This is a genomic window from Chryseobacterium lathyri (assembly GCF_003290185.1).
Classification (GTDB): Bacteria; Bacteroidota; Bacteroidia; order Flavobacteriales; family Weeksellaceae; genus Chryseobacterium; species Chryseobacterium lathyri.
This window is the reverse complement of sequence record NZ_QNFY01000007.1, coordinates 287,002-305,116: the sequence shown is the minus strand read 5'-3', so window position 1 is coordinate 305,116 and position 18,115 is coordinate 287,002. Positions and strand designations below refer to the sequence as shown.

General features: G+C 37.5%; 12 protein-coding genes. 4 read left to right on the top strand and 8 right to left on the bottom strand.

The window, feature by feature from the left end; all coding sequences use genetic code 11:
• Positions 1–288: 288 nt before the first annotated feature.
• The 8 genes from DRF61_RS12345 to DRF61_RS12310 all read right to left on the bottom strand — a co-directional run bounded on the left by DRF61_RS12345 (position 289) and on the right by DRF61_RS12310 (position 13,612).
• A complete protein-coding gene (locus DRF61_RS12345) occupies positions 289–699 on the bottom strand; it encodes a VanZ family protein (protein WP_111957413.1) in 411 nt (136 codons plus the stop codon).
• Positions 641–1,018, bottom strand: a complete 378-nt coding sequence (gene gcvH / locus DRF61_RS12340; RefSeq protein ID WP_111957411.1) for a glycine cleavage system protein GcvH — start codon at positions 1,016–1,018, stop codon at positions 641–643. The genes DRF61_RS12345 and gcvH overlap by 59 nt, the downstream gene beginning before the upstream one ends.
• A 130-nt stretch (positions 1,019–1,148) precedes the next feature.
• Positions 1,149–2,177 (bottom strand): hypothetical protein, encoded by a 1,029-nt coding sequence (locus tag DRF61_RS22915; RefSeq protein WP_228452704.1) that lies wholly within the window; start codon positions 2,175–2,177, stop codon positions 1,149–1,151.
• A gap of 123 nt (positions 2,178–2,300) precedes the next feature.
• Positions 2,301–9,269 (bottom strand): T9SS outer membrane translocon Sov/SprA, encoded by a 6,969-nt coding sequence (sov, locus tag DRF61_RS12330; RefSeq protein WP_111957409.1) that lies wholly within the window; start codon positions 9,267–9,269, stop codon positions 2,301–2,303.
• Positions 9,270–9,326: 57 nt separating this feature from the next.
• On the bottom strand, positions 9,327–9,911 hold the full coding sequence (gene ruvA, locus DRF61_RS12325; protein WP_111957407.1) for a Holliday junction branch migration protein RuvA: 585 nt from the start codon (positions 9,909–9,911) through the stop codon (positions 9,327–9,329).
• A gap of 193 nt (positions 9,912–10,104) precedes the next feature.
• A complete protein-coding gene (locus DRF61_RS12320; protein WP_111957405.1) occupies positions 10,105–12,405 on the bottom strand; it encodes an NADP-dependent malic enzyme in 2,301 nt (766 codons plus the stop codon).
• A gap of 16 nt (positions 12,406–12,421) precedes the next feature.
• Complete coding sequence (locus DRF61_RS12315; RefSeq protein WP_111957403.1) at positions 12,422–13,273, bottom strand: BadF/BadG/BcrA/BcrD ATPase family protein; 852 nt, start codon at positions 13,271–13,273, stop codon at positions 12,422–12,424.
• A gap of 75 nt (positions 13,274–13,348) precedes the next feature.
• Positions 13,349–13,612, bottom strand: a complete 264-nt coding sequence (locus DRF61_RS12310) for a hypothetical protein (protein ID WP_111957401.1) — start codon at positions 13,610–13,612, stop codon at positions 13,349–13,351.
• A gap of 492 nt (positions 13,613–14,104) precedes the next feature.
• Between DRF61_RS12310 and DRF61_RS12305 the strand changes: the two genes are divergently transcribed.
• From DRF61_RS12305 to DRF61_RS12290, 4 genes are read left to right on the top strand one after another with little or no spacing between them, the layout of a single operon-like run.
• Positions 14,105–14,563, top strand: coding sequence for a GtrA family protein (locus tag DRF61_RS12305; protein ID WP_111957399.1), 459 nt, complete (start codon positions 14,105–14,107; stop codon positions 14,561–14,563).
• Between the two features lie 3 nt (positions 14,564–14,566).
• Positions 14,567–15,295: a lysophospholipid acyltransferase family protein gene (locus DRF61_RS12300; protein WP_111957397.1), complete on the top strand. Its 729-nt coding sequence runs from the start codon at positions 14,567–14,569 to the stop codon at positions 15,293–15,295.
• A 39-nt stretch (positions 15,296–15,334) separates the two neighbouring features.
• The gene (locus tag DRF61_RS12295) at positions 15,335–16,780 is read left to right on the top strand and encodes an MFS transporter (protein WP_111957395.1); all 1,446 of its coding nucleotides are present in this window, start codon (positions 15,335–15,337) and stop codon (positions 16,778–16,780) included.
• Positions 16,743–17,828: a DUF3810 domain-containing protein gene (locus DRF61_RS12290; protein ID WP_228452702.1), complete on the top strand. Its 1,086-nt coding sequence runs from the start codon at positions 16,743–16,745 to the stop codon at positions 17,826–17,828. Before DRF61_RS12295 ends, DRF61_RS12290 begins: the two co-directional genes overlap by 38 nt.
• Positions 17,829–18,115 lie beyond the last annotated feature (287 nt).

The following is an 18,115-nucleotide window of genomic DNA, read 5'->3' as shown; positions in this document are numbered from 1 at the left end:
CAACTTTTATTTATTAAAATATTGCTAAGCTTTTTCTCCTGATTCCTGTAAGCTTTTTTAAATACCTATCGCTTATCTAAAAGCTCTTCTGCGCTACTGACCACTCTCGTTTTTCAGTGCGGCAAAGATAACAACTTAATATCACGCAAAACAAACTTATTTAACATAAAATTTACATACATTTTATATTGGGGATAAGTATCAATACAGTATTTTGATTATTAAGACTTTATGCACATAACGTAGTTATCCACAATCGTCGTTGAGAAAAAAATAAGAAAGTTTGGTTTAGAAAAAACGTTTAACTAATACCTTATATATAGAGTATCCAATCAGACATCCTATAGTATCTGCTACTATATCTAAAGATTCCATGGATCTGCCTAAGCCCATTTCTTCCTGGAAGATTTCAGTAAGGAAAGCATATATAAGGATGATCTGAAAGAAATATGAAAATTTAATTTTGTGAAAAGTGGCAATGAAACAGAAACCCAACATTGCAAATATGCTCACATGCAAAACTTTATCAATACCGTTGAACATGAACCAGTATTCGTTATTTTCTTCGCCTGGTTTTAGGAGCATATAAGTAAGAAATGCCCAATAAATGGGCAAAATCTTACTAAATATTTTTGAAACCTTATCCAATGATTGCCTGGTATTCTTCTGCAGTAAGCAGTTCTGAATGATCTGCACCATCAGCAATTTCTAATTTAATGATCCATCCGTTTCCATAAGGGTCTGTATTTAACAGCTCAGGCTGATCTTCCAACTCTGAATTAAACTCAATAACTTTTCCGGCAATAGGCAGGAATAAATCTGAAACAGTTTTCACTGCTTCCACACTTCCGAAAACAGCCGCCCCTTCAAGATCATCATCTACAGTATCTACATCTACGTATACGATATCGCCCAATTCTCCCTGTGCAAAGTCTGTAATACCGATTGTAGCAACATTACCTTCAATCTTGATCCATTCGTGATCTTTAGTGTACTTTAATTCTGATGGTGTATTCATTTTAATTTTTATTTTGTACAAATGTATTCAAAATAATAAAAGGTTCAAAGAGGTAATGAATATCTTAATTAAATTTTGGAGACAAAATAAAAAATCGCTCCTGAAGCAGCAATTGACTATTGTATAACAATTATTTTTTTATTGCTTTTAACTCATCCATTTCTTTCATGAGCTTATCATTATTCTCCTGAAGTTTTTTAAGCTGCTTATTTTGCTCAATCGTATACAGCGTAAGTTCTTCAATCTTCTGAAGAAGCTTAATCTGAAACTCTCCAATATTAACTCCTTCTTTTTCCATCTGTGCTGCTGATGCAATTTCAGGAAGGTGCTTTTTCTCTTTAATGTGCTTTTCAACCTCATCTAATTCCGGCAGCTTATACTCTTCATCAAAAACAAAATCAGCTGTTGGTGTTAGGGTTACTTTTACTTCCTTTGCTTCAAACTTTCCTTGTAGCGCAGCATTTCCATTCACTGCAATTTTCATTATCTCATTCATAGCTACAGGTGAATTTAATGCAATCATTTGCTGAGGAGATGTCAAAAATTTAATTCCATCATCATTTAATGTTATAGCTACTTTAGAAAAGTTCAGAGTTCCATTACTAGATACCCATCCATTTCCAATATTATTGTCTGCTTTAGCTCCAAAGCTCATATAAGTTGCGGCTGAACTTCTTAAAGATCCCCAATTATTTAATGATCCATTTTCATATCTTATGGCAAATGCATTAATACCTTCTGTAGCATTAGTATTTCCAGTTAAAATATTCCCCCAAACATCAATTTTAGATCGTGGATCTGTAGTTCCTATCCCCACATCTCCATTAACATTTGCCATTAATAACTGATTCCAATTCCCCCATTGACTGTCTGCCTGCGAGGCATTTCTATAGAATACCCCTCCATCATTAAAATTAAGCTGGTGTACTTTATTACCTGAACTATCAACCCAAGGTGCTATAGTAAGCATCGATGAGTAGTTTCCTATTCCCGGCACCTGCACTACGTCTCTGAATTTAAATTCTACTTTTGCTATCTGGCTATAGGCGGATGGAAGAGAGTTCACATCTCTTGTATCCAAAACAGCTAAATTTGTAGCCTGTTGGGCATAAGCTAAGCCTGAAAATATCATCCCAAAAATCAATATAGTTTTTCTCATATAATTTTTTTGCCAAAGATACCATATAAACCAAGCTATTCCAAAAAACGTGAATTAAAACTAAAATCCCCTTCTTTTACAGAAAGGGATTTTTATTTTAGTAATTATGTATTAAATTTTTTCTTAGAAACCACCACCTGAGTCTCCAAATGTAAATGTTGCAGACAGACCGGCCCTAATGGTAGACAACGGAAATGCCGTTGATATTTTGTATTTGGAAGTCATCTGCTCATAGAATACTCTCAGGTTCAGATTTTCTGAAACGTTATAATCTGCAGAAAGCTTTATATTCATGAGTTTCTGTCCTCCGGTGATCTGTGAATCATTCAACAGGATATTCATGATGGAAGTTTTGCTGTCTCTCAGTGAAATATCTCCTCTGATATTCAGGTCACTTCCTTTCCCCCTAGATCCTCTCGTATTGGCCATACCAAGTCTGAAGTTTTTAACGATATATCCAAGTCTTACTACATATTCCGTATTGGAGTCTTCAGTAAGAGTATGGTTGACCAATCCTAATAGCATCATCCTGTTTCTATTATACTGAAGTCCAAACTGCATATTGTTTCTCATGGTAACATCTATACCGATAAGTGGCGAGAAAGACTCCACATAACCAACCTGAGAGAATGTAAACGGATTGATGTAATCATTATTAACATCAAATGCATTTCCACCGGAAAGCCTGTTAAAGTAATCTATACTTGACTGGATACCAGTTGCCGTATAGGTCGCGGTATATCCGTGCAGGATATCAAATTTAGAGAACTGACCATTAATGATCGGAATGTTTCTTAAACCTGAATAGGTGATCTTCCAGTTTGGAATCGGAAGGCCTGCTTTTTTAGCATTTCCCATCTGCTTAACAGATTTGCCTTCAACTGCCGCCCGGAATGCAGGGATCAATACATAAGCATTGGCAATACTATAATGATCTGCAAAGCCATCGCTGTTCAGTACTTCTCCTAATCCCATCTGCTGGGAAAGAATCATTGCATTTTCCCTGATTGCCTGATAAACGGCCTGGGTCTCTTTGAATGACGTTTTAAGAAGTACCACAGAGTTAGAATAAGTTACCTGATCATTCGCAAATGCATAATCATGATTTGCAGTTCCAAGGTTATTTCGGTTATTAAATCCAGACTGTGAAAAGTTTCTATTGTAGTTATGCAGTGCACTAAGATCAATTCTGAAATCATTGATAGGAACGATCTGTAAATTGGCCCTTAATTCTTTTGTTGACATCTTCACATAAGGATCGGTCATATAAGGGGAATCACTTACCCATCCATTTTCCAGCACGGTTCTTCTGATATCAGCCTGTGATCCGAAAAGGAATCCAATCGTAGGACCTCCTAATGTCTGGCCATATCCATACATATTTGGTGCTGAAAGTAAACCTGGAAGTACCGTTCCGTTATTTTCAGAATAATTAATATCTAACTGTTTGAACGATGTTAGTGCGAAAGCTGCGCTCTGCAGTATTGTCAGTTTATTTTTGAATTTATAGCTCTTATATCTATATCTTTTTTTCTCCCACTGCTGTGTATACGCGTTGTTCAATGAGTCAATTTCCTGTTTACGCTTCTGCAGTTTTGCAGAAATGTTTTTGAAATATTTAAACTGCCCGAAGAACTTCGGAATATCTGCAGTAGCCGTAGCCTGAATCACGTTTGTATTCTGACCTACGGAACCTAGGCTTCCTTCAGGACTTGAAAGAAGTGCGGTAGATCTTGCATTCCAGTTATATGTAAGTCCATACCCAACTTCTGCATCGATGAAATCTAAATACGGAAGGTACTGGAACGGCAGTTTGTAGTTTAGCTGTACTCTGTGATTGTACAATACCGGTCTACCTGCTCTGAATACATTTCCAAAGATAGACTTGTCACTCATGCCATTTACATCTACATTATCATTGAGGGTTCTCGTTGCAGAGTTGATTTCTAACTTTAATGATTTTGTAAAGTTGAATCCTAAACCGTACTGCCACCCGAAGAAGAAGTTTCTGTTTTTGATCGCAGCAAAACTATCACCGGTATTTCCACTTAAGATTGCTTCTACATTTCTAAATTCAAGCTCATTGTAATTTCTGTCTACTTCAGTTCTGAAAGACAATCTTGTAGGAACCGGGTTGAAATTGAATTCTTTGATCCATCTCAGATATTTTGTAGATTTCGCCGTATCACTGATCATTTTGTTGAATGGCTTAATTACCCACGGTTTGAAAGTATAGTTGTAATCAACATAACCTCTCAGATATTGTCTATAGTTTCTTGAAGTATAAATATCTCTGTAATAATCGTCATTATAAACTGCCGTTACGGAAACGTTCTCAATATCATAGAATTTAGGTTTCTTATTTGGATTTACCCTTTCCTTATGCATATTGACAACGCCAATACTTCTTTGCTGTGTATAAGTTCTTGCTACTTTTTTAAGCTGCTCCTTGTTAGCTGCCTTGCTGAATTCCACATCGGTATCAAGAGGGTTATATTTCGGATCCTCGATAGTTTGTGAGTAGGAATAGTTTAAAGGAATTTTCATCCCGCTTTTTTCAGGAAGGAATTTATCTACGTTTACAGCAGTATTAATACTGAATGCAGACTGTGTAGACTGGTTTCTTTCTGCCGGCTTTGAATCTATATTACCAAAACCTACGGATGTATAAGATGCACTCGTATTTACAGTAGCAAAATCTCCAAGGTTAAAGTTCAAACTTGCGTTACCTGCATATCCTCCATCATTTTCAATTTCAGAAAGACGGATCTCATTTACCCAAAGAATTCTGGTAATAGAGTTTGAACGGCTTGTATTTCTTACCCCAATCATAATGGTAGTAATATTTCCTAAACTTGGACGTCCTTTGATATAAATTCTTTTTGACTCATCTCCAAAATTAGGATCCATGATTCTGTCTACAATGTTAGATGAACTCTTATCTCTTCGAATTTTGGCATCTACAAAGTTTTGGATTTCTAGATCCACATTGTTTTCAACAGGCCAGATTTCAAAAGGTGTAGTTGCTGTCCTAGGCGTAAGCAACATTTGAGATTCATATTCATAATAGTTGTCCGTAGCATCACTTCCGAAACGAATGAAGAATTTAGATTCAGAATCGATACCCTGATATCTGTCTGTCGGGTCCTGAGCATGTACAAAAAGTTTTAGTTTTTTATATCTTCTCATATCCAGAGTAGTATTCTTGAAAACTCCTCTTGCTTCTCCGGCAAGACCGTCTATCTTCATGTAAAGTGAAGCTTCATTCTGTCTCTGTGCTCCCGCATTTCCACTCAACACCTGTCTGTCAATTCCCGGAGGCAATACATAAGGAGGCTGGTTAAGGGCATTCTCTTCAATATTTACACTTCCTACTTCGAAGTTATTATTTTGTGCTATACCTACCCCTTCCTGTTGTGAAGATACTGTAGGGCTGGCAATCTGATTTGGATATCTTCTCCAGTCTGATCTTACAAGATCCATTGTCCCGAATCTTAAAGTTGAAGTCTGCTCAAAACCTGCAAGCATTAGTCTCGCGAATCTTACGTTGTTAAGCACTGATGCACTTCGCTCTCCTTCCGCATCAGTTTCTGCATATTTCGAAACAGGAATTCTGAACAGGTACCATTTCACGTCAGAAGACTGTCCGTTCTGGAAAGTGGCCTTTACAGTTTTTACATCTACGATATTGTTCTGTCCTAGGGCAAGACTCGGCTTATCTAATTTTACAACATATTCATTGTAGCTTTCTGTCTGGTCAAGGTTATAATCTTTGTTGATATCTTCTGCGTCCGGAGTCTGTGAAGCCACTTCCAATGAATTAGCCTGAGAGTTTCCTTCCGGGTTTCTGAAATATTTATATCTCTGAACAAGTGATGCCGCCTGATTACCTGTAAATTTATCTGACATGAAGAATACGAAATCATCCACAGCAGGGTCAACTAAATTGGTAACCGGGTTAACAAATGTATTTCCGAATCTCATAGATTCTTGATCTGAGCTTAAACCATCATATCCTAAATCCTGAGATCTTCTGTCATCACCTTCACTTGAAAACGCATAAAGAATTGGCGGCTGTTTCGGTTGTACTCCCCAATTGGAAGTTGTAGTAGTAGAGGGTGCTCCCGGAGTAGGAAGACCATTTTCATACTGCATTTTGCCGTCTTTCAGGATATCTTCGGAAACGTTTCCTAACTGAAGTAAAAGTCTCGCTCTATCACCTAAGACAGTTCCATCCGCATAAGGATCCATCATCCAGAATTCAACATATTCTATATTTGAATTAACGAAATTGGAAACACTGATGGGTCTCATAATTCCCGCCCATCTGGAAGCCGCTGTTTCGGAACCCGGATTAACATTGTATGGACCTTTTTCCTGAGGATAGTAAGAAATATCTAAGGTATTGGTGAAGGTCTGCTCACCCGCAACAAAATCTCTGTTGTTATAAATTTCGGAATACTGAACTCTTCTGGATGCGTGGTTGGAAACAGACTGCGCTGTAATTCCTGCCGGTGCTCTTCCTCCTACTCCCCAGAATCTTGGGTCAATATTATACCATGATAAAAGTCCTCTTCCATAACCGCTTGTCACAGCATCATCACTAGGAGCTCCGTTAAATGGTGCCGCCAAGTTTTTCTCTGGTCTTGAAGCCAAGCTCCATGCAGTGGGTTCTTTTAAGGATATTTTAGACGTTGTCTGTTCGAAATCGTCTACATAAGATTGATCATTTGTTCCTTTATTCAATCCCGGAAGAAGGTATGCCCCTTCCATTTTAAAGTTCAGGTTCGATGGAGCTTCTGTATTTACAAATGGAATCTTATCTGTAAGCCTTGTCAGGAAAGGAACCTGATTGTTATACATCATGTTGATCCCGGCCATCGTGTTATTAACAGCTTCCTGCCCGTAGTTTACTTTCTGAGTAAGTGGAGATTCGGAATAGTTAACAACTGTACCCCCTATTATAAAGTTCTCATTGAATCTTCTTTCCAGATTTAATCCCAAGAATCTTTTTCTCTGGGTATTAAAGGTAAGCTGGTTTTCTAATGAGATATTGATAGCCTGTCCGGACTGCTTAACATTTTCATTGATGATGGTTACTGTTCCGAGCATATAATCCACGGTGTAGTCTACCCCTTCTGTCAGCTGAACACCATTCGCCGAAACTTTTACAGATCCCTGCGGAACGTTTACAGCACCAAGAGAAATCCCCTGCCCCTGTGTTCCTTTGTACCGTCCTTCTATGGTATATCTCTGGGCAAGATTGCTGGAAGATGCCACCTGCTTCTGCTGCCTGTAGAGATCTGTAAAAACAAACTGCGGATCATTCCCGACCTGTCCCTGCATAAAGCTTCCGAAAGGCTGTACTTTGGTAAAGATAATCCTACCTGTTTCCGGCCTGATCGTAATTCCGTTAACAAAGTCAAAGATACCGTCTCCCAATATACCGCTGCTGGCCTGGATGTCACCATTCATGTTGAGACGGTCCCAGTTAAGCAATTTCAGTAAATTTTTGTCCTGGACACTGGTTCCGGGAAGATAATTCACTTTACCACCGGTTTTCGGATCTCTGTAGAATACATTAAGAATAAAGCCGTCTTGCGCTACCTGCCCTGCATCTAAAGAATAGATGTTTTTCATCATCAGGTCCCACATTGGAGATTCTGTATTTACTTTATTGTTTACCCTAAGAACTTTCGTTACCAATACAGGACTTTCTTCGGAGAATTCCCCTACTTTATAAACTTTATTGGTACCATCCGTAAAGGAATAGGAAACGGCTAAAAGCTGATTCTCGTTCAGCTTTTGGTTCAATGAAATATATCCTAACTGAGGTTGTAATGTATATTCATTAGCATTCAGCCTTCTTGCTTTTGTATTAAAAATAAACTGTTCTCCGTTATCGTAAGGCTGCGCACTTCCCGGGAACATCTGCCCCTGAAAGGTTGTCGCATAATTTTTACCAGCTTCTCTTGGACCTATTGCTGCATTAATAGATGGGTATAATCCATTCTGAGAGTTGTCCGGCAATCCTGAAGCACCTTCTCCCAAATCTCTGATACCAATAATACTTTTCTGATATGCCAGGTTACTGTTCCCCTGGTCTAGTACCCAGACTTCCAGCCTGGTAATATTTACCGTGGAGTTGATCTGTGGATAATTGGCCAGTGCGTTATCATAACGGTCCAGGAAGTAATGTCCCAGGAAAAAGTGTTGGTTGTCTTCATAGTCAATAGCGTTGACTTTAAAGTTATTCATAACACCTCCACCCTGTACTACAATATTACGGGCTTCCCCCTGTTGCTGGGAAAGAACTACTGTTCCATAGGTTTTTCCTAACTGGAATTCTGTTTTTACCCCGAATAATGACTGCGAGCCTCGGATAAGACTGGTAGAAAGCGGCATATTAACGTTACCGAATTCTATTCTTTTAATAATTTTATCTTCTCCTCCTGCACTGGGTTTGTCTACTTCACCAAGACCTTTAGTCTGAAGGTCCTTCCAGTTTCCTTTTGCCTGCCATACAAGATTCATCCTGTTTTCGAATGCAAAACCACTCTGGGTATCGTAATTGGCTTTCAACTGGAGATTCTCTCCTACTTTACCCAATAATCCAAGCTGTATCCTCTGGTCTATATCAAAGGTAAAACTGGTCCTGTTCTGTGGCAGGATCAGTGGATTATCTATTTTTTGGTACAGTCCGGCAAAATCTAAAGAGGCATATCCTGAAGGAATGATCTCTATTTTATTACTTCCGAAAATAGTTTCAAACAGCCTGTTGTTGATCATCAAAGACGGAATAAGACCTTTCTTACGGGCGTCCGTTCTATCTCTTCTGTAAAGGAGACTGTACTTATCGGATTTTTCTTTGTAGTAAGCTTTTGACTGCGTTGCAAGCATAAATTCTTTATACTCTTCCGGAGACATCGCTGTAGGAGGACCTGTATAGGTATTTCCTATTTTAGGATATACATAGTACATCCCTGTTTTTATGTCATAAAAGGCCTCATACCTTGTAGGGTCAGCCAGTTGATAATCTTTCTTTATGATCGCAGTATCACGTACCTGTTGTGCAAAGGCACTTACTGACATACACAGGAACGACAGGAACAAAAATATTTTCAGATGCTTATTATTCGCCACCAAATGTTAAATGTTTTTTAAAATTTGTTTTACCAATTCTTCTACGGAGATCTCAGGATTCTGCTTCATCATCCTGTCTGCGATCTTCTCGCTCATTCGTTTCGGAATCCCTAAAACTTCTAATGCAGATAACGATTCTTCCTTGACTTTATTATCCACAAAAGAAGAAATATTTTCTTCTCCAATACTGAATTTTTGGACTTTATCCTTTAAATCTACAATAATTCTTTCTGCAGTTTTGGCACCTATTCCTTTGGCTTTTTGAATCAGTGCACTATTCTTGGAGAGAATAGCTGAAGCGATCTCTTCAAGGCTCAAGGTGGAAAGGAGGATAAGGGCAGAAACAGCTCCTACTCCATTAACACTTATTAACAGATTGAACATGTCTTTTTCTGAACGAGTGTTAAATCCAAAGAGAAGATGAGCATCTTCCCGTATGATCTGCTGAGTAAATAAGAATGCCGGCTTATTCAGGGCCAGAGCCTGGGAGGTCATCAAACTGATACCTACATAGTAACCAACTCCTTGTACGTTGATCACTGCGTAAGTGGGTGTAAGTTCTTGAACACTGCCTTGTAAGGAAAATATCATTATTAATTTTTAAAACTCCCAAATATAGCAATTTAAACTAATTAATATTTTCATTTCACGTGCGAATGATTTTTAACTTAAATTTTGATCGTAAATTCAAGGAATTAATATAAAAACAAAAGACTCCAAAATAGGAGCCTTCTGTTATTTTTATGATTATCAAACTGCCATTTATGGCGGCCTCAGCATTTAGCTATTTTTTTTCAGAGTTTTTCTTTTCTCTTCTCTGGGCATCAAGAACCGCCACAGTAGCTAAGTTTACAATTTCATCTACGCTTGAACGCATCTGTAAAACGTGTACAGGCTGCTTTAATCCCATCAAGATTGGTCCGATCACCTGTGCCACTTTCATTCCTCTGATGATCTTGTAAGAAAGATTGGCACTTTCAAGATTCGGGAAAACGAAAGTATTGGCAGGAGTTGTTCCTAATTTTGAGAAAGGATAATCGCTTAAATGATCTGCATTCATGGCAAAATCCGGCTGGATCTCACCATCAACAACCATTTTAGGGTATTTCTCGTGGAGAATGCTTACTGCTTTGGCTACTTTTTTGGAAGTGTCAGAAATTGCGGCAAAGTTTTCGAAACCAAGCATGGCAATTCTAGGCTCTATTGCAAAAGATTTCACTGTGATTTCAGCCATTTTAGCAATATTCACAAGATCTTCCGCTGTAGGATTCTGATTGATGGATGTGTCAGCGAAGAAGATAGGTTTCTTTTCTGAAAGGATCATCATCATTGCTGCTATTTTGTCTACTCCTTTATCTTTTTCAATAACTTCTAAAACAGGACGGAGCACTGAAGTATAGTTTTTAGAGAAACCAACGATAAGGCCATCTGTATCTCCATGTCTCAGCATTAGCGGACCGAAATAATCTCTCTGACGCACATATCTTTTCGCTTTGTACTCATTCATCCCTTTTCTCTGACGAAGTTTCCAAAGAGTTTCTCTGTACTTTTTCCTGTTTTCTTTCTGATCGTCATCACTTGGATCTATAATCGGAATATCCAGGGTGATACCGAAACGTTCCATTTGCTCTTTGATGTATTTTTTATCTCCTAACAGACTTGGGAAAGCAATCCCTTCTTCGTAAAGAATCTGTGCGGCTTTCAATACATTATATTCTTCAGCGTTACCTAAAGTAATTCTCTTTGGATTCGATTTAGCACGGCTCTGCATCATTCTTACCAGCTTCTCATCTCTTCCCATTCTGTCCAGCAGCTGGTTTTCGTATTCTTCGAAGTCTTCGATGGTTTTTCTGGCAATACCACTTTCAATGGCTGCTTTTGCTACAGCGCTGGATACTTTCGTAATTAACCTGTTATCAAACGGCTTTGGAATAAAGTATTCTCTTCCAAATTGCAGGTTCTGAACATTATAAGCCAATATTACAGCTTCCGGTACAGGTTCTTTTGCAAGATCTGCGATAGCGTGTACAGCTGCCAGCTTCATCTCTTCGTTGATTCCTTTTGCCTGAACATCTAATGCTCCACGGAAAATATAAGGGAATCCCAATACATTGTTCACCTGGTTAGGATAATCACTTCTACCTGTTGCCATGATCACATCTTTACGGGTTTCAAGGGCAAGGTCGTAAGCAATTTCAGGATCCGGGTTTGCCAAAGCAAAAACGATAGGATTCTCATTCATGCTGGAAAGCATTTCCGGAGTCATTACGTTTCCTTTTGACAGACCGATGAAAACATCTGAACCTTTTACCGCATCTTCAAGTGTTTCGATATCTGTATTGGCAATAAAGTCAATTTTTTCAGGCGTAAGGTTTTCTCTTTTATGATTGATCACTCCCTTACTGTCACACATTAAAACATTTTCTCTTTTCAAACCCAGAGAAATATATAGATTGGTACAAGCAATGGCTGCGGCTCCTGCTCCATTTACCACCATTCTCACTTCTCCGATATTTTTGCTAGCGATCTGAAGAGCATTAATCAATGCAGCAGCTGAAATAATTGCCGTTCCGTGCTGGTCATCGTGCATTAAAGGAATATCCAGTTCTTCTTTAAGCTTCTGTTCGATATAGAACGCTTCAGGAGCTTTAATATCTTCAAGGTTGATTCCTCCGAATGTAGGAGCAATACCTTTTACAATCTGAATGAATTTATCCGGATCTTTTTCATCGATCTCAATATCAAAAACGTTGATATCTGCAAAGATCTTGAACAAAAGACCTTTTCCTTCCATTACCGGTTTTGAAGCTTCAGCTCCAATATCTCCAAGTCCTAATACAGCTGTTCCGTTGGAAATTACAGCTACCAGGTTTCCTTTACCTGTGTAGTCGTACACAGTTTCCGGTTTATCATGGATCTCCATACAAGGAACCGCCACCCCCGGTGAGTACGCCAATGACAGATCTCTTTGAGACGAGTGCGGTTTTGAAGGGATAACTTCGATCTTTCCTTTAGGTTCGGCTTTATGATAATCTAACGCGGCCTGATTAAAGTTCTTTTCGTCGCGGTGGGTTTTACTTGACATAGAATTTTGTTTTTTATTAAAGTATATACTTAATATGGTAGTCTACTAAACTTTCGATAGGTTTCTGGACAACGTGGCCCACATGTAAATGAAATTCTGCCGCAACAGAGCGGAGGGTACTTTCATAATAATAAGCGATAGAGCCGATGAAATTGATCTCGGCTTCTTTTGATTCCTGATATGGAATTACCTGGTATTCAAAGAAATTTTTCATTTCTTCGTACACCATATTTTTAAAGTAAGGATGTTCCTTTCTTTCGATGACAAATTTGTTGAAATCCGCTAACCAGGCATTAGGTCGCGGGCTGTGATACATGTTTTTCAATGCATCTTCAATCTTCAGTCCATAGTTCTGTTCGAATTCTGTATGAAGATCTGCCGGCAATTTTTTCATAAAGTATCTGCGCACGAGCTGTTTCCCGATAGCACTTCCGCTTCCTTCGTCTCCCATAAGAAAACCCAGGGAAGGTAGTTCTATTTTAAGGTTTTTCCCGTCGAAATAGCAAGAGTTTGATCCTGTACCTAAAATACATACCACAGCTGGCTTTCCGCTATATGCGGCATAAGCTGCGGCCATAAGATCTTCTTTCACAACGATGTCTGCTTTTGTAAATATCCTTTTAAGCTCTTCTTCAATAGTTTCGCAGTTTTTTTTCACACCGCAGCCTGAGCCATAGAAGAAGATCTTGGTTATGGAATTTTTGACTAATATAAGGCTGCTGTTCTTTTCTATTTCAGGAACAATAAGTTCTCTGTTGATAAAATTGGGATTAAAGCCGATGGTTTCTGTTTTTAAAAACACTTTTTTGAAATCATCCAGTATCACCCAATCTGATTTGGTAGACCCACTATCAACAATAGCAACCATATTTTACATTTTAGTTTAAGGATGCTAAATTATGAATTTATCTTCAAATAGCGTTTAAAAACAGACTGGAAGCTTCTAATGTTTTATATCAGCTTTTTGGTTATCAAATTTGATGAGCCAGTCTTCAATTTCATCTTCCAGATAAGAGCTCTGAAGCATGATGGCGTTGATAAAATCATCAGGCACAGGTTCATTGGTAGAGTTTTCTAGGTTCCACAATTCGTCTGTCATATTTTCATATTCTGAATACACTCTTTTGAAGCGGGAATTTTCTCTCTCAAGAGCTTCAATATTTTTTTGCTGAAGCTGGAATTTTCTGTATTTGTTTTGACTTTTCATACAAATATTGTTATAATTTGGGTCGTAAAAATTATGGTAGTATGCGTTATACCGCACATTACAAGATAGAAAAAACCATCAACACAAGAAGTTGAAAATGAATTTATTATCAGGTTATAATTACATCATTCTGAATATTAAATTTAGAAATTATTTTGGTTCAAAAAAATAATTTAACAACTTTTTTCAATGTTTAACATATGCTTACCAAATTATTTTTGGCTGAAACTTTCAGATTCCTTTTAGACATCAATGTTGCTATCGTTTTTAATTTTTTTTGAAATGATAAAAAGAAATTTCCCATTCCTTATTAATAATTATAACTAATGAATATCAGACGCATGACTTTTATAACTATGTATGATACCGGAAATTAAACCATCATATATTTCACTAAAAACCAATTTGTTAAATCAATATTTTATTTTAAAATATTCTTTTATTCTTCCATTATTGACATATAGTTATAAATTTGCACCTCATATATATTGAATGAGAGAATTACTAATACGCCAGAAACAGGTTTTGTTCTTCATTATTGCCGGTGGGCTCAGTGCTATTGTAGAGATTGGAAGCTTCAAAGCATTCAGTACTTACCTTCCGCATGTTTTCGCCAGAGAAACCAATTTTCATGGCATTCATTATCCTTTAAGTAATATTTTCTCTACATGCTGTGGAATCATCAGCAACTATTTCCTAAGCATCTGGTTTGTCTTTGAAAGAGGAAAGCATTCCAAAAGAAAAGAGTTTGCTTATTTTATGGGAGTATCCTTCATTTCAACTTTATTAAGCTTAGGCTTTTTCCAGATTTTTTACAGCTTTATATTTAAGGACAATATCAATTTATTTTTTTATACCCTAAGCCCTGAAATGATCAGTAAGATTGCAGCAATCCTCCTGGTTTCCATACTTAATTATTCAGTGAAAAAGAAAGTAATTTTTAACGGTTAAGCAGTGACAAAAATTTTAAATTATCTCTGGAGACTATGGCTGCTGCTGCTGGCGTTTTTTTTAACGGTCACATTGGGAATCCCTGTCTATATCTTATCCTTTAATAAAAAGCATTACAAATATGCTTACAAATTTATCCGGATCTGGTGTTTTGGAATGTTTTACGGCATGGGTTTGAGGTACGATCTCATCAATCTTTCTGACCAGAAAAAAGACAAAAGTAAACCGTACGTTTTCATTTCGAATCATACTTCCATTATGGATATTATGCTTGCCTGCATCCTGATGCCCCATCATCCGATCTGTTTTGTAGGCAAAAAAGAACTTGTAAAAATTCCCATTTTCGGTACCATATATAAAAGGATATGTGTGATGGTAGACAGAGGCAGCGCAAGAAGCCGTGCAGATGTTTACAGAAGATGTGCAGAAAAGATGGAAGAAGGAAATAGTATTGCGATATTCCCAGAAGGCGGCGTTCCGGACGATACTTCTGTTATTCTTGATGAATTTAAAGACGGAGCATTTACTTTATCTTCCAAACATCACTCTCCAATTGCAGTGTACACTTTTGTAGGATTAAAAGAAATATTTCCTTTCGACAGTGCAAAAGGTTACCCGGGAAAAGTAAAAGTATATTTCAACGGAATCATGGAACCATCAGATTCTCCGAGAGATCTGAAAACAAAAGCTTACAAAGAGATAAAAAAAACATTGCTGGAACATTCTATTTAAAAGAAATAGTTATATTTGTTTGCGAAATTTTTAACAAACATGTCAAATTATTCTAAACAAACCAATTGGGGACAGTTTATTCCCTTGGTTACTGTGTTTTTTTTCTGGGGATTTGTTGCAGCAAGTAATGACATTCTCATACCAGTTTTCCAAAAAGCCTTTAAATTGACCCAAACTGAAAGTATGCTCGTACAGATTTGCTTTTATGTGGCGTACACCGTGGGCTCTTTAATTTATATGGCTGTTTCAAAAGGTTTGAAACAGGATCTTATTAATAAAATAGGTTACAAAAATGGCCTTATCTTGGGTCTTCTTATTTCGGCCTCAGGAACTTTACTGTTCTATCCGGCAGCAAATCTGGCATCGTTTCCGTTGATGATCTCCGGTTTGTTCATTGTTGGACTCGGTTTCTCATTACAACAGATTGTAGCGAATCCACTAGCTATTGAAGTGGGACCATCTGAAACAGGATCTCAGAGACTTACCATGGCGGGAGGAATCAATAACCTGGGAACAACTATAGGACCGCTTCTCGTATCATTTGCGATTTTTGGTGCTGCATCTGCAGCTAATACAGAAGCAAGTATCGAAAGCGTAAAGGTCCCTTATCTTATGCTGGGAGTTGCATTTGTGCTGGTGGCCATCATGCTTAAGTTCTCCTCTCTTCCTGCAATCACTCCTACTATTATAGAGGATACTGACGATGTGATTCCGGGAGATCACAAAACATCCGCTTTTCAATACCCTCAGTTGGTAATGGGTATGATCGCAATTTTTGTATATGTAGGCGTAGAAGTTTCTACAGCAAGTAACCTTCCTGCTTATATGGAAAAAAGCTTAGGTTTTGAAACCAAAGATGTAGCGCCTTATATTTCCTTATACTGGGCTTCATTAATGATAGGCCGTTGGACGGGTGCAGTAGAAGCATTTGACCTGAGTGCCGGATTCAAAAAGATTCTAAGATTCCTTGCCCCTTATCTTGCATTCGGTGTATTCTTATTAGTGAATGCAATTGCTAAGCATGACCTTTCACCTTTCTATGTATACGGTGCTGTTATTATTGTGATGATCATCTGTGACATTATGAGTAAAGGAAACCCGGCGAGAATGCTTTTGATTTTCTCTGTAGCAGGTATAGCCGCCTTACTGATAGGAATGTTTACAACAGGGATGGTATCAGTATACGCTTTTACCAGTGTAGGATTATTCTGTTCTACCCTCTGGCCTTGTATTTTTGCTCTTGCAATCAACGGTCTCGGAAAGCACACCAACCAAGGTTCAGGCTATCTGATCATGATGATCATGGGTGGTGGTATTGTAAGCTTTATCCAGGGATATATTGCAGATAAAACCAATATTCACTTCAGCTATATCGTAGGTGTTGTGTGTTTTGCTTATCTTGCATTCTATGCAATCCGTGTAACAGGGATCTTAAAATCCCAGGGTATTGATCTGGATAAAATCTCTAAAGGCAGTGGTCACTAATACAACAAAAATAATATATAAAAAGAGATTTTGGGCAGGTGTATTACTTGCCCAATTTCTTTTGTCCTATGGCTTCTCAAAGTCCGGAATAACGATCTATTTCTTTGAGCGTTTTTTTGAATTCCAGAAAAAGCTCCATCAAATACTTTTCAGCTGGATTCCTTTTTCTTTCGGAGATCTTATCTATATTCTCTTGGGAATTTTTCTTTTATACTGTCTTGCTTTATGTTTTAAAAAGAAAAGCAGAAACGGGGCTATTTTGAAGCTTCTGGCTACGATTAATATCTTTTACTTCATCTACCAGGTCTTTTGGGGAATGCTTTATTTTCAGACTCCTGTCATTAAAAAACTTTCCAGCCAAAAAGAACCTGAAATTGGTAAAGCAAAAATATTAGCCCTACGCTATCTGGAAAAATGCAAAGCTACCCGACAATCCGTTCGGGAAGATAAAAACGGAATATTCATTATTACCGATCTTACCTCTATCCAGACAGAAATTTTGCATCAGCAAGCCCGGCTTCCGAAATATATTTCGGATAAAAGTGCTCCACAGATCAATGCTTTTAAACCAAGTCTTTTCAAAAGTGTGATGAATTTCACAGGAATACTGGGATATTATAACCCTTTTACAGGAGAGGCCCAATATAATGCAGAACTTCCCCATACTCTTATCCCGTTTACTTCTGCACATGAAAGTTCTCACCAGCTTGGTTTTGCCAGAGAGCAGGAAGCCAATTTCATAGGTTATCTGATTGGTGTGAATTCCAAAAATACAGATTTAAGGTACAGTACTGAATATTTTACGTTAAAAAGTCTTTTAAGGTTTATTGTTGAGGAAGACCCCGAATTTGTAAAATCAGTCCTTAAACAATATTCTCCGGCAATGAAAAGAGACCGGATGTACGAAAGAAGTTTTATTTTCAGACATCAGGGGTGGCTGGATGATTTTTTCGGGTTTACGAATAATTTGTTTTTAAAAAGCAACCAGCAAGAAGGTGCTGTTACTTATTCTTACTTCATTGATCTCTTGTTGAATTACGAAAAGTAATAAACAAACAAAAGAATCGTATCAGGCGATACGATTCTAAAAACACAAATGATGAAAAAAAATTTATTACCTTGACTTGTTCCCTCATTCAAGGCGATGTAAAAGTACAATATATTTTATAAATACAAAAACATTTCCATTGTTTTTTAAAACTTTAAGAAAACTTTATGATTTTTTAAGTTTTTTTGTGTTCAACCTTGAAAATTAGAACCTTAATAAAATAATTGATTTAATAAACAATCAATATTTATATATCAATAGGGTTATTAAAAACATACAAAATTAAA